The sequence below is a fragment of the Chryseobacterium sp. R2A-55 genome, assembly GCF_021401085.1.
In the GTDB taxonomy this organism is placed as follows: domain Bacteria; phylum Bacteroidota; class Bacteroidia; order Flavobacteriales; family Weeksellaceae; genus Kaistella.
Genome location: NZ_JACBFP010000018.1, coordinates 1 through 13,066, shown reverse-complemented (window position 1 = coordinate 13,066; position 13,066 = coordinate 1). Strand labels below are relative to the sequence as shown.

Annotated in this window: 19 protein-coding genes; 7 read left to right on the top strand and 12 right to left on the bottom strand. The window is 39.0% G+C overall.

Annotation, left to right across the window (positions count from 1 at the left end; genetic code table 11):
• Positions 1-148: 148 nt before the first annotated feature.
• The 3 genes from L0951_RS13410 to L0951_RS13400 are packed head-to-tail and all read right to left on the bottom strand — an operon-like array spanning position 149 to position 2,370.
• On the bottom strand, positions 149-1,108 hold the full coding sequence (locus L0951_RS13410; protein ID WP_234111771.1) for a hypothetical protein: 960 nt from the start codon (positions 1,106-1,108) through the stop codon (positions 149-151).
• A 3-nt stretch (positions 1,109-1,111) separates the two neighbouring features.
• On the bottom strand, positions 1,112-2,092 hold the full coding sequence (locus L0951_RS13405) for a phage protease (protein WP_234111770.1): 981 nt from the start codon (positions 2,090-2,092) through the stop codon (positions 1,112-1,114).
• Positions 2,093-2,094: 2 nt separating this feature from the next.
• Positions 2,095-2,370 (bottom strand): hypothetical protein, encoded by a 276-nt coding sequence (locus L0951_RS13400; protein WP_234111769.1) that lies wholly within the window; start codon positions 2,368-2,370, stop codon positions 2,095-2,097.
• A gap of 145 nt (positions 2,371-2,515) precedes the next feature.
• Here L0951_RS13400 and L0951_RS13395 point away from each other — a divergent pair, with 145 nt between their 5' ends.
• The 7 genes from L0951_RS13395 to L0951_RS13365 all read left to right on the top strand — a co-directional run bounded on the left by L0951_RS13395 (position 2,516) and on the right by L0951_RS13365 (position 8,758).
• The gene (locus L0951_RS13395; protein ID WP_234111768.1) at positions 2,516-2,956 is read left to right on the top strand and encodes a DUF1804 family protein; all 441 of its coding nucleotides are present in this window, start codon (positions 2,516-2,518) and stop codon (positions 2,954-2,956) included.
• Positions 2,949-4,484 (top strand): hypothetical protein, encoded by a 1,536-nt coding sequence (locus tag L0951_RS13390; protein WP_234111767.1) that lies wholly within the window; start codon positions 2,949-2,951, stop codon positions 4,482-4,484. The genes L0951_RS13395 and L0951_RS13390 overlap by 8 nt, the downstream gene beginning before the upstream one ends.
• Positions 4,485-4,495: 11 nt before the next feature.
• Positions 4,496-4,957 (top strand): hypothetical protein, encoded by a 462-nt coding sequence (locus tag L0951_RS13385; RefSeq protein ID WP_234111766.1) that lies wholly within the window; start codon positions 4,496-4,498, stop codon positions 4,955-4,957.
• 6 nt (positions 4,958-4,963) lie between these two features.
• Positions 4,964-6,334, top strand: coding sequence for a DUF935 family protein (locus L0951_RS13380; protein WP_234111765.1), 1,371 nt, complete (start codon positions 4,964-4,966; stop codon positions 6,332-6,334).
• Between the two features lie 65 nt (positions 6,335-6,399).
• Positions 6,400-7,593 carry a phage minor head protein gene (locus L0951_RS13375; RefSeq protein ID WP_234111764.1) on the top strand — a complete coding sequence of 398 codons (1,194 nt, stop codon included), beginning with the start codon at positions 6,400-6,402 and terminating at the stop codon, positions 7,591-7,593.
• Between the two features lie 88 nt (positions 7,594-7,681).
• Positions 7,682-8,242 carry a hypothetical protein gene (locus L0951_RS13370; protein ID WP_234111763.1) on the top strand — a complete coding sequence of 187 codons (561 nt, stop codon included), beginning with the start codon at positions 7,682-7,684 and terminating at the stop codon, positions 8,240-8,242.
• Positions 8,243-8,758: a hypothetical protein gene (locus L0951_RS13365; protein ID WP_234111762.1), complete on the top strand. Its 516-nt coding sequence runs from the start codon at positions 8,243-8,245 to the stop codon at positions 8,756-8,758.
• Here L0951_RS13365 and L0951_RS13360 read toward each other — a convergent pair.
• The 9 genes from L0951_RS13360 to L0951_RS13320 all read right to left on the bottom strand — a co-directional run.
• The gene (locus tag L0951_RS13360) at positions 8,751-8,990 is read right to left on the bottom strand and encodes a hypothetical protein (RefSeq protein WP_234111761.1); all 240 of its coding nucleotides are present in this window, start codon (positions 8,988-8,990) and stop codon (positions 8,751-8,753) included. The genes L0951_RS13365 and L0951_RS13360 overlap by 8 nt on opposite strands.
• Positions 8,991-9,080: 90 nt before the next feature.
• Positions 9,081-9,563, bottom strand: coding sequence for a hypothetical protein (locus L0951_RS13355; RefSeq protein WP_234111760.1), 483 nt, complete (start codon positions 9,561-9,563; stop codon positions 9,081-9,083).
• Positions 9,564-9,750: 187 nt separating this feature from the next.
• On the bottom strand, positions 9,751-10,029 hold the full coding sequence (locus L0951_RS13350) for a hypothetical protein (protein WP_234111759.1): 279 nt from the start codon (positions 10,027-10,029) through the stop codon (positions 9,751-9,753).
• Positions 10,026-10,604 (bottom strand): hypothetical protein, encoded by a 579-nt coding sequence (locus L0951_RS13345; protein ID WP_234111758.1) that lies wholly within the window; start codon positions 10,602-10,604, stop codon positions 10,026-10,028. The genes L0951_RS13350 and L0951_RS13345 overlap by 4 nt, the downstream gene beginning before the upstream one ends.
• A complete protein-coding gene (locus L0951_RS13340; RefSeq protein ID WP_234111757.1) occupies positions 10,576-10,944 on the bottom strand; it encodes a conserved phage C-terminal domain-containing protein in 369 nt (122 codons plus the stop codon). Before L0951_RS13340 ends, L0951_RS13345 begins: the two co-directional genes overlap by 29 nt.
• A 277-nt stretch (positions 10,945-11,221) precedes the next feature.
• Positions 11,222-11,788: a hypothetical protein gene (locus L0951_RS13335; protein WP_234111756.1), complete on the bottom strand. Its 567-nt coding sequence runs from the start codon at positions 11,786-11,788 to the stop codon at positions 11,222-11,224.
• A complete protein-coding gene (locus tag L0951_RS13330; RefSeq protein WP_234111755.1) occupies positions 11,788-12,213 on the bottom strand; it encodes a hypothetical protein in 426 nt (141 codons plus the stop codon). Before L0951_RS13330 ends, L0951_RS13335 begins: the two co-directional genes overlap by 1 nt.
• Before the next feature lies 1 nt (position 12,214).
• Positions 12,215-12,511: a hypothetical protein gene (locus L0951_RS13325; protein ID WP_234111754.1), complete on the bottom strand. Its 297-nt coding sequence runs from the start codon at positions 12,509-12,511 to the stop codon at positions 12,215-12,217.
• The coding region (locus L0951_RS13320; RefSeq protein ID WP_234111753.1) for an RNA-directed DNA polymerase at positions 12,498-13,066 on the bottom strand (569 nt) is incomplete at its 5' end. The genes L0951_RS13325 and L0951_RS13320, both read right to left, overlap by 14 nt.

The following is a 13,066-nucleotide window of genomic DNA, read 5'->3' as shown; positions in this document are numbered from 1 at the left end:
TTAGCACACAATCTAAGAAAGAAAGTTGCCTAAAGAGGACAACTTTTTCTTTTTCCAAAACAATGAAGATTGGTACTGCAATAAAAAATCCGCCTCAATTTTTGTTGTGAGACGGATTCTTTATATTATAAATTTAGATCTGAAAAAATTAAGTTGTCTGAACGATTGCCAAAACGCCTTTCCAGTCCTCACGCCTGCATCTTCCACCAGTTTTCACCAAACCGGAATAGATGTCGCCGTAATACAATGGATCGTTCGGTCTTTGGAATAGTTCCGTATCACCAAGTGATTTTGCCACGCTGTCTTTTTGCCAACACAATGCGCCCAAATTGTCCGTTCCTGCTAATGCCTGTCCAGGCAAAATTGGTTGATTGGTAGCATCGAACGCTAAAACCGAACTTCTCTCCAGGAATGTGAATCCTGCGAAAGAACCTACAACGCCATTTTTCAAATCAACTGATCCTTGGAATGCCGCCATTTGGTTTTGAGAAAGCGAATCCACAAACTCCTGTAGCATATTGCTCTCAAGCATCGTGTATCTTCCTTCTTTGGAAACATTTTGCTTGTTCATCGTTGCTTGTGCGGTTTGCCAGTTTTTGTAGTGTGCCGCTTTTCTTGTACCGGTTTGACCATCCACAACATTTACCGCAGTTGCTGCGCCGCTTGTTTTGATTTGGTTGGCAACAGGTAAATATTGAACTGTTGAACCACCACCTGCAACAGGTTTGAAACCTCTCACCCAGTTGAAAAGCATATCGTCGCCGATCGTTTCAACTAAAACATTGGTGTGGTCTCCTAAAATGGAATCCGTTTTTGCGTAGGAAATTTCCATGTTTTCCGCCCAAGTGATAAGCGTAGGATCAGTAGAATAAACATCCAAAGCATAGAAAACCACCGTATCACCTCTTTGCACTGCAACCGCAGGTAAGTTGGTTCTGTTTTTTACAACGGATGGAGCCGCTCCGGCTTGTGGAATGTAAACGATTGCTCCACCTTTCACGTGTTGTGATTCGTCAAAACAAAGGTTAAGGTGTGGATTAGATTTCCACAATTTCTCTACGATATAGGAGTTCCACAGTTCTTGTGGTACTTTTGGATTTTGTGCCATTTTTTAGTCTTTTAGGTTAGGGTATTTTTCGCTTCTCAATTTTGCGTACAAGTCCGGGAACTTTTGCTTTACGGCCTCCAACTCGTCGGATTTGTATAAATCATCCCAAGTTTTGCCTTCGTATTTCTCCAAAGCTTTATCGCCGTCTTTGATGCCTTCCACCACAGAAACCTGTGCAGGTAGTTTGGCGATTAAAGCTTCCAATCCGTCGGGATTTTCGGCATAGTCGGATTTCAAACTTTCTGCCACTTCGGTGGTCAGTTTTTTATCCTCTTTTCCTTTGGCGATTAGGTCTTCCACTTTTTTAGAAATGGTTTCCTTTTTCAAAGTCTCCACTTCGGAAGTTTTAACTTCCAAGTCGGCTTTGTACTGATCGGCTTTGTTCGCTTTATCTACGAGGTTTTGGATTGCGCCCAAAACTTCGCTTTCCTGCGAATCGTCTTTTAAATTAAGAGCCGTAATGATTTTAGCGGCATCTAAAGTGTTGCTCATCGTATTTTCAATGTTAAAATTTTCTAAATCTGCGAGTGATAACTCATGGTTTTCAATGTCGTAAAGGTTCGCAAGCGCATTGTAATTGCCGGGAATATCTACAAGTGAGATTTCACGTGGAAACCATTTTGTAACCGTTGGTCTTGTTTGGCCTTTAAGTTTCAGTTCCGGCGCGTTGGAAGCTTCCAAAACCACAATTTTTCCAACCGATGCAGCGTTTAAAAAGCCGCTTTCCACTTGGTTGGCGATAGTTTCTCCTTCGGGATGGGATAAATTGATTACAGGTTTTGCAAAAACTTTGTCGCCATCAACTCTGAAATTCTCCCAACGAACTACTACACCTTTTTCTCGGTCGTGCATCAAAAAGCCGATGGGGTTCTTTTTCACCTCGTCCAATTGCAAACCATCGGTTAAACATCTGTATTTATAGACATTTACCGAATTGTCGGTGATGCAGAATTCCTTATCAATCTTTTTGAATTTTTCGCTCATAATTAAATGTTTGTCCTTTTGTGCGTTCCTCTTTTTACGTGATACATCCCGTACACTTTTGGCGAAATTCCTTCACCTCTGTACAACTTACCGGAATATGATTTACGGATGGTAATTTCCTTTTTAACCTGTGGTTCTTGTGGCAAAGCATTTCTATCAGTTCTCGGTTCCTGAAGTTTGGTTTCATTAACCGATTGATTAAAGTTTGCCATTGCAGTTCCACCTAATCCTCCTGCCATTGCCAACGCAGCAATTCCAACTAAAAGTTTTTTTTTCATAATGTAGTTTTCATAGTTCCCTTGAATTGAAAGCACAAAAGTTCAAAAATGGATAACACCTTGAAAATAAGTGCGCAAGCGTTGCATAACTTTTTTAATTCACCACCAAATCTTTCAAATTTTGCAACTGAAAAAGTGCGTCAAAATGGGAATCACAAAAAAGGAAGAGCGGGAATATGCCCGAATTTTATACGTAAGCGAAAGAATCACTTTCAAAGAAATTGCCGAGCGTGTGAAGGTGGGTGAGAAAACCGTCAGCAGATGGGCAAAGGAAGGCAATTGGGACAATCTTCGTAAAAGTCTTTTAACCACTAGACAAACGCAATTAACACGGTGGTACAGCCAATTGGATTCTATTACTGAACTCATTGAAAATCGCAATAATATTCCCACCAATGCAGAAGCCGATACGATGAGTAAAATCACTTCAAACATCAAAAGTTTGGAGGTGGAAATTGGTGTAGGTGAAATTGTGGAAACCGGAAAAAAACTAATCACATTTATTCAACAGGTGAATTTGGAAGACGCCAAACTGTTTAAGAATTATTTCGATGAGTACATTAATAACCGTATGAAAAATGGCTAAAAGAAGAAAGACCGACAAAGAATGGCTTTCGGAATGGAAAGAGTTTGGCGACAATATAGACAACGCCACACCCATTGACATTCACGAATCAGCCATAGCGCGGCTTAAAAGAATCGGCTTTCTGGAATCCAACAATGAGGAGTGGTTTAAATACTACTTCCCAAATTTTTATACCTCGGAACCGGCACCGTTTCATTTGAAATCTACCAAAAGGGTAATGAGCAAACCGGAACTATACCTCGTTCGTTCCTGGGCGCGTGAGCTTTCAAAATCCGGTAGAACAATGATGGAGGTTCTGAAACTGATTCTCACCGGACAAAAGAAAAATGTACTGCTCGTTTCCAATTCCTACGATAATGCAGAGCGTTTGCTGATGCCTTACAAAGTGATTCTGGAACGAAACAATCGGGTTTTAAACGACTACGGTACACAAAAAAAAATCGGGTCCTGGGAAGATGGCGAGTTTACTACAAGAAAAGGTGTGGCGTTTCGTGCGCTCGGTGCAGGACAATCGCCCCGTGGAACGCGAAACAATGAGATTCGGCCGGATGTTATCCTCATTGATGATATCGACACAGACGAAGATTGCCTGAACTCGGAAATCATTGAAAAACGTGTGAACTGGATTGAAAAGGCACTGATACCGACCCGTTCCATATCGAACCCGCTGTTACTCATTGCCTGTGGAAATATCATTGCAGAATACTGCTGTATTACCGAAATGGGAGCAAAGGCAGACCATTGGGAAGTAATCAACATCCGCGACGAAAACGGACACAGCACATGGCCACAAAAGAACTCCGAGGAAGCCATAGACCGAGTTCTGGAATCTATTTCCTACGAATCCGGGCAAACGGAATACTTTAATACACCAATGAACAAAGGAAAGGTGTTCAAGAACATTGTGGACAAAGCCACACTAAAACTGAAACAGGCGGATTTTGTTGTGATCTATGCCGATCCTGCGACCTCCAACAGCGAAAGCAAGAAATCATCCAACAAAGCGGTGGGAATCATTACCAGTAAAGGTTTAGATTTTCAGATCTTCAAGGTGTGGCTGGACACGATGACCAATGCAAAGTTTGTGGATTATCTTTTCGAAGCGTTTTTTATTTGCCGGGATGCCGGTGTTGACCCGATCCTCATTTACATCGAAAACAACACCCTTCAGAATCCATTCTACGAACAGGTATTTCTGCCGATGATTTACGAAAAATCTCTTCAGGTAAATGTAGCTCTTCCCGTTCGTCCAGACGAAAGAAAAAAACCCGACAAATGGACACGTATAGAGGGAACGCTCGAACCGCTGGTAAGACTGGAGCGCATGACCTTTAATGAAAAGGAAAGCAAAAACCCACACATGCAGCGGCTGAAAAAACAGTTTAAAAACGCTAATGCCAAAGCCAAACTTCTGGACGGTCCCGATATGGTGGAAGGCGCAGTAGTAATCATCAACGATAAAAAAGCGGAGCAGGCAATGGGAGCAATAACGATGGTGGAACGCCAACCGAGCCGACACAGAATTTAATATTTAAAATTATGATAATCACCAAAGAAGATTTAAAAACCGACCTCTATCCCGAAGTGGTTGCAGAAATCACACGAAGCGATGATGCGGAAGTAGAATCCCACATTAAAACCGCCGTGGATTTCGCTAAAGGTTTTCTTTTCAAATACGATTTAAAGGCACTTTTTGGAACTGATACAACCGAACCAACGGTAAAAGATGAGAGTTTAAAAAAGTGCATCAAAATAATTGCTTCCTACTTTTTGGTAAGAAAAGCAAATCCGAACGTTTCACTTAACCTTTTCCGAGAGGACTATATGCTGATGATCGGAACAAAGGAAGAACCAGGATGGCTGTATGAAATCCGAAATGGTGAAATCAATCCCGATTGGCCACATCGTCAAGATGATCCCGAAACACCGGATGTTGATGAGAGCCAACAGAACCAAGATGTCTTCTGGACATCAACAAAACAAAGAGTTAACAGATTTTAAATAATTATGGCAAAGCAGAAAAAAGGAGTTACCAAAACTACACCACAAGTTGCTCCCTCATATATCATACAGGATTTAACACTCGTTTCGCCTAATCGGAATAGAAAGGATGTTCAAGATTTAAAAACAGCGGTTACAAGCGCAGAACTGGTGTATTTCCCCAATCGCGTTTTACTTTATGATTTGTATCACGATGTGATTTCTTTAGATGGTTTTTTACGCGGGATTATTGAAAAATTAATCAATTCCGTGCTCAACAAAAAATTGAAGTTTTATGATGGTTCAGACAAAGAAAATAAGGACTTAACCAAACTAATGAGGAGCAATGCCGGAAGGGAAATCATTCGACAAATTGTAGAATCAGAACTTTGGGGAATTTCCGGCGTGGAATTTAAAATCGGAGATAAACTTGCATTAGAGGAAATTCCGCGAAAACACATTAAGCCGGAAAAAGGTCTAATCACAAAAAGTCAGTACGGACAAACTGAAGAGGCAGGATATAAATTTGATGATATGCCTTTTGTTTGGATCATCGGGAAAAAGAAAAATCTCGGATTGCTTTTGGCGTGTTCTCTTTATGCAACCTACAAACGTGGCAACTTTGGAGATTGGGCGCAATTTGTGGAAATATTTGGGCAACCTGTGCGAATTATGCAGTACGATGCCTACGACACTTCTACCAAAGAGGAGCTAAAAAAAGTGTTAAGGGAAAGCGGAAACTCATTAGCAATGATGATTCCAAAACAGGCGACTTTCGAAATGCTGGATGGAAAACAAACCAATGGGGACGGACAATTACAGGGAAGTTTTAAAGATGCCTGTAATCAGGAAATGGCGATTGCTATTTTGGGAAATACCGAAACCACTTCCGCTTCCAAATCTTCCGGTTATGCACAAAGTAAGGAGCACGGCGAGCAACAGGATGAACTTATTTTATCCTACCTTATTTTGGTTGAAAACTACCTTAATAGCGATAAGTTTTTCCAAATTCTAAAATCATACGGCTACCAAGTGGATGGTGGAAAATTCGAGTATGATCTCGAAATGAATTTGGGAAAATTGAAACTGCGGATGGAAATCGACCAAATTATTTCCACTAAAGTTCCTGTTGGTGATGATTATTGGTATGAGACTTACGGAATTCCTAAGCCGGAAAACTACGCCGAATTGAAAAAGGAAATGCAGGAACGTGAACAGGTAATGCAGATGCAAACTCAAAAATCTGATGAGGGAAAAAAAGGTGAGGACACCGAAGAACCGGAAAACAAAAAAGAAAAGGATTCCGATAATGAAAACCTTATCGACCTTTCCAAACCAAAAATTTTAGATAAATTTTTTCAAAAGTTAGCCGATTTTTTCGACCAAGCCCGACCGTGATCGGGCAGCTGAATGATTTATATTCTCTACGCTGTGAAACGTGCGGTGGACACCATTTCGAAGATTTGGCAGATAACGAAGATTGGGACGCCATTTACCGCCAAATAGCGGAAGATTTATTGAGCGGCGCAGACTATAAAGTGAATGCAGATTTGCACCTGAAAACGGCTGAAAAACTTTGTAAGGTGATTGATTCAAATATAAAGCCAACACGTGAAGATGAACTACGTTTGGTTGCCGCATTGAAGCAAAATATTTATCCTTTTTCCGCTGCCAAAAGTTTTCAGCAAATGCTGTATTACCGAAAAATGATGGTAGATAATGGTTCGGTTATTGGAAAGGATCAGTTCATAAAAAGAATTGCAGATACAGGAGAAATTTTCAATAAAAAATTCCTAAGTGCGGAATATGAAAATGCTGCATACTCTGCGATAATGGCAGATAAATGGAGCCGTTTCAGTGATGATGAATATTTGCAATATTCCACGGTTGGCGACAGCAATGTGCGACCATCTCACGCTGTATTGGACAAATACACCGCTCCGAAAACAGATGTTTTTTGGAAAAAGAACTATCCTCCGAACGGATGGGGTTGCAGATGTACCGTGGTTCCTGGCAAAGCAAATTTTCAAAACGCACTAACATCAAAGGAGGCAGGAAGCCAACTGAAAACCGAAAATAAGGACACACCATTTTACAACAATGTGGGCGAATCCAAATTGATTTTTGACGGCAAACACCCTTACTTTCAGGAAGCAGGTGGTAAAGTAAGAAATTTGAGTTGGCAGGAATACGGAATGCCAAATTTAGAAAAGATTTACTCTGAAGAAAAACCAACATTCAGTAGAACTACAAAAGAAGAATATCAAAACTGGTGGAAAGCACAAACTAAGAAATCGGGCGATGATATTCAGGTAAAAGATGTTTTGGGCAATCACATTACTTTACCAAGCGGAGAAGGCAAACCCGGAAAACCTTCCGATTATTTTAAAGAACACATCTTAAAAAAATCTGATGAAAACCGCCACGAATTTGCCACAAAAGTAAAAACCATTTTGGAAAGTCCTGACGAGGTTTGGCTTAATCCTCAAGACAAGAATACCATTAATTATTTGAAGTATTATGAAGGCGGTATTATCCGCATCATTGTAAAAGATAATTTAGAAGCCGAAACAATGTTCTTTATTGATAAAAATGGAGATTCTGTTTTGAATAAGATTGGTGAAGCGCGAAAAGGTGTATTGATGTATAGAAAATAAAAAAGGCGGTAAAGGATACATCTGTTTAGGAAGCCCAATTTTCCGCCTTTTGTGTGATAAGTACCACATCACAAATATAGCAAAAATTATGCAACCCGAAGAATTTTCTAAATTAATTGATAAGAAAGCATCAGAATTAAGAACTTATGCTGAAACCCGCTTCCCATCAAAAGCGGGAAACATTGCTTTGAGGTTTGTAAATGGAAATTTTCGGGCGCAAGGTTTTCAGGGTACTACATTCAAAAAATGGAAACCCAATAAACGGGGTGGAACTGTATTGGTAAAAACAGGACAACTTCGTGCAGCAACATTTTTCACATCTCAAAATGGACAGGTTACTATCAAAAACCACATGAAATATGCGAAAGCGCATAACGAAGGGTTTAACGGCACTGTCTTAGTGAAATCTCATTCCAGAAATAAATACTCCAAAACGCAAGTAGGAACAGGTAAATTTTCAAAAGCGGGAAAAGAAAGGATGCGCACTATGACAATGAAATCCGGTGAGATGCAGGTAAGGGCGCACACCCGAAAAATGAAGATCGCGCAGCGCCAGTTTATACCTACTGAAAACAGCAGGAGTCCTGTTTTGGAAAATGCGGTTCTGCGCGAAGTAACAAGAGACATCAAACAAATATTGAATAAATAAATGAACTACTTTTTCTCACAAATCCTATTAGATTTACAAGACCGCATTTCACAGGAAGTTCCCGAAATTCGTTATACAGATCAAAACCTTGGGCAACTTGCAAAATTAGGCGATACCGACCAACCGCCTTTAGCATATCCCGCCGTGTTGATTGATTTTCCAAATACAGTCTATTCCGAAATGGCAACCAATCTGCAAATTGGAGCGGTGCAAATTTCGGTGTTATTAGTATTGGATACCTACAGCCAAACGTGGCATAATGCACCGCTTGAAGTGCGCGAAAAAGGTTTGGAATATTTGGAGATTGAGCAAAAACTCTACAAATCATTGCAGGGTTGGAACTTGGATTATTTTGCGCCACTCTCCAGGACCGCAATTAGGAGCCAAAATAATAACGATGTGGGTTTGAGGGTTCGGGAACTGACTTTCACCACCGAGTATGAAGATTGGACGATGAATGACGATAATTTTAAGGAGGTTAAAATAGCGTTTAATGGCAGTTTAAAGACTAATTAAACAGCGAAAGTTGATTGGTGGTTTCCTGTTTGGGAATCACCATTCCTTTAATGTTCATCCATTGGCGGTAGGAAATGTGGATATTGAATTTTGGGAAAATCTTTTCTACGATGAACGTATCGGGAACATCATCGTGTTTATGTTCCTTATAGACCTCGATAATGCGCCTTGCAGTTTTAAGATAATTTCTGTTGTTGTACGCCACGAAGACAAAAGTAGCACGGCGTTTCATACAAGTCAATAGCAATTTAAAATGAAAAAAGCCCCGATTGGGGGCTTTTATTATTTACTTTTTCAAAGTTTTTTCCTAAATCATTAAAACTTATAAACGGTTTGACATATTTCTTATCATCCAATGCCCGCCATCGGTCTTCCAGAAATTCCACCAAATCTTTTGTTCGGGATTTTTATAGAAATAGATGGGATGAGGTTCTTTTGATTTCTCCAAATTGGCGGAAGGTTCTACATTTTTTTGCCAAAAAGCAAAAAGACTTTCACCATCACCTTTTGCACTTGAAAAAATATAATTTCCATCAATCACTTTGTAAACTACACTAACTCCCATTTTACAGGGATTACCGATTCTACAGTCTTCGATATCATTTTTGGAGGTGTTTTCCGGTACCAGTACATAAGTGTAATTCAAACCTTCATTGTAACTATCTATTGTTTGGTAATTTGGATAAATATCTTGCGTGAAAGTTTTTGAAAAGGCTTCATCTGCATTATTCGCTTTTTGCAGTAATGCAATATTTTGCGCCGAGGCAAAACTGGAAAGCAGTAAATAAAATATTAGTTTTTTCATTAGAATGTTTTTTTTTTCAAATTTAATTATTTTAAACAAAAAAAAATACGGTTTCCCGTATTTCAAATTATTTGTGGACAAAAGCAGACTGCAAGAAAACCAATAAATGCAATCCAAATTATAATTCCAATAATTCTAAACTCTTTATCATCACTTTGAAAAAGAAGGCAGTCGTAAATAAAACCTTTCATGATATTGGTTTTAAAAGTAATTTAATCTCCTTTTGAAACACTTTTAAAAACTGATTGTCTGCACACTGTACCTCGTCTTTTTTTGTGGCAGTGAAAGTGTGCCAGGTGTGAGCAGGATCACTTACCAAAAATTCTTCGGTTGCTGCGTAATGGATAGGAAAGCCTTTAATTTCATAGCCTTTGCTTTGCAGGAACTGAAATATTTCAGTTTGTGGGATTGTCATTTGTACTTCCATTTTTATAAGATCTGGGGGTTTTTCTGTTAGGTTAATCATTTTTCTTTCTTAATTTTTTTATCTAACTCCCGGTGCATCTTTTCCCGGGTTAGAGCATCCACGGCTTTTCTTGGTAAAAAGTCCTTTTTAGGCGAAACCATCGTTGCAAATTTTTCTTGCAGCTCTTTAGGCAGTTCACTGAAATACTTCCCTGCTTTCACCTCCGTTCTCGGCTCTTTTTTCTTCTTTAAAAGCCTTTCCCGGGTTGCAGATTTTGACTCCAGATATCTATTACTCCAGTCCATGATCTCGAAAGTATCGCACTTGTACACTTTCCCAAATTCACCTTGTCTGGCCATTTTGAACATCAGTACAATATCTTCCAGTGCATCGGTTTTAAATTTCTCATAGAGATCACCGGCAAGGATCTGTATCTGATATTCTTCGAGCTCTTTCCCGGTTACATTTAAAAAAAACTCAATAATGATGATTATCTCACTTACCACCGATTTTTTTTTACCTTGGGCAACAATAAGCGGACTTTCTACAATAGCTTTTTCGATGCTGAGTTCCTTTTCTATTTTTACCAGCGCATTAAAAGCCTGCTTAGTCTCCGTACATTTCTGTAAGGTCATCAGCGTTATTTGCGCTGGTTCGTGTTTTATTAAGTTTTGCGAAGTATTTTGCATATTGCTTCGGATTTGCTTTGATTGACAAAATATAATTTAGGTACTTATCTGTATTGCCGGGCCGGAAAAGTGTAGTTGGGCAAAGGTGTTGGTTCATCACCTCGTTATTTTTCCAGTCTAGCGTTTTAACCTGTACAATTTCCTTTAAATCCTGTACAGTGTAACCATCTTTCAGCCGTGCCGATATCGGCGTTAAATTGCTTTTAATCGGCTTGAATTTCTTACCTGCTAAATCGTTGAGGAGGTTAAGGATTTCTATTTCCGGGGTTATGATTTCTTCATTCATCTTAGATAATTGGTTTCCAGTGAGTGGGTTCTATGTTCATTCTAATATTCTCAGAGTAAAACTCGTTGTCATCACATTCAGCGTGCGAAATTGTTATGTATGAATCCTGATAATTCCAATAATGACTGGATACAAAGTCTTCTTCTGTTCTGAAACCTATTCTAATACCTTTTGGATTAAAATCTTCATTGATCCAAGCGGGATTAAAACAAATAACCTCTTCTGATATTGGTGGTTTAGTTTCCTCGTATGAGGTAAGGTTTTGGATATTCATATTTCAATACTTAAAATTTGTCCAGTGAATAATTTTACCGCTAAACCAGTAATTACCTGTCTTCTCTCCGTTTTCCTCGATAGCGTTAATGAAGTAATTTCTAAAATCTTCATAGTCATCAAAGCCGTCATTTTTTGCCAGTATGCCCTGTTGGAAGCAATCTAACATAAAATCATCACCTCCCATATATGATCCTACTTTCGCTATCGTTATTTCGAGATCCGAACCGCGGTGGGTCATAAAAATATCCTGTGTAGAAACAACCGGGATTCTCGGAGCATAGCGAAACATATCTTTCTGTCTGGCATTAATGAAGAAATCAATCATCTTTCCTTTCTCCCAACGGTCGTTTTTATCTTCACGGATCGTGTGGATTTTAGGAATTTCTAATCTTTTTTCCCCTGGCAACTCATCCCAGGGATTTCCAAACTTTTCTTCGTATAAGTCGAAGTACTTCAGGAACTCAGTGTCCTCACCGGCGAAAAAGTTGTTTCTAAATAAGCCTTCCCAAATTTTCTCAATAAAACAGGTCGGCTTTCCGTTGATCTGTGTTTTGAATGATAGTATCATTAGTTATAAGAAATTTGCTCATTAATAAAACCCTCAACCAAACGCTTTGAAAACGTTAAATCCTTCTGAGCATTAAGGAAAGCATTGTAAAGGCTATCTAATCTCGCTGGTGGGATCTGGTTAAAGTTTTTTTCTTTGGCCGCCCTGCAAGCGATGGCTTTCACATAATCCATAGAAACTTTTCTATTCGCCAATTTGAAAACTCCAAAGATGGATGCGATAAGGCGTTTTCTTTTTTTGTCCAGATCGTTTTTCTGTTTGATGGTATGATTCTCCAGGAACGTGCAAAGAGTGTCCAGTTCCGTGGCGTTAAGTTCACGAGCTGACGTTTTTTCGCCGTTGGTAAATTGGGCGATGATTGCCGCTCTTTCTTCTACAAGACCTTCTTTTGAGAGTAAGGTCATTAATTTTCTAAGTGTTGCCATATTAAGTAAATTCTAATCTTTTGTCGTGTTTTATGATGGTTGTTTTGAAAGGAAAATTATCATGTTGAACTTGTGAGATAATGTCAATCAAGTTTTTTGATCCTGTGAAAACAACTCTTTTTGTTCCGTCTTTCTCAATCTGCAAAGTGAGGTACTTTGTGCCATGCTTCTTGGTTGAATCCTTTATTTCATAATCGTGGACAATAATTTCGATGTTCAAAATGTCTTCTACATCTATCTTTTTGCCTGTGAATTGTGGGTTTTGCGGTTTGATTCCTAAATCTTTAAAATTGAACATCCGGTAAAAGTTTTTTCATTAAGTTTCGAGAATTACAGTATTTCAGCCACCCTTTATAAGATGCGGTGGATTGTTTGTTTTTTCTGCATTTAAGCATTTTGGCAAATCGTTTCTTGATTGATTTTCGCAGTAAAACGTGGGTGTGGTAGTGAACATAACCAACGAAATCAATTCCTCTTTTTGCGATCGGAAAAACCTGCCAGTTTTCTTTTACTTCAAGTTTTAAATTAACATTAAAGTACGTTTTAATGAGCTTTAAAACTTCGTGCAGATACTCTTTGTCTTTATGAAGTATTACGACATCATCTGCATACCTGAAGTAATATTTTATTCTGAGTTGCTCCTTGATCCAGTGATCAAAATAAGTGAGGTAGAAATTTGCTAAATATTGACTTAGATAATTTCCAATCGGAAGTCCTGGTGCGCTGTCTATGATTTCATCAAGCAACCAAAGTAAATCAGCATCTTTAAATTTCTTCCGGAGTAACGCTTTAAGTATATCATGATCAATATTTGGATAGAATTTTTTGATGTCGAGTTTCAGGCAATAGGTGG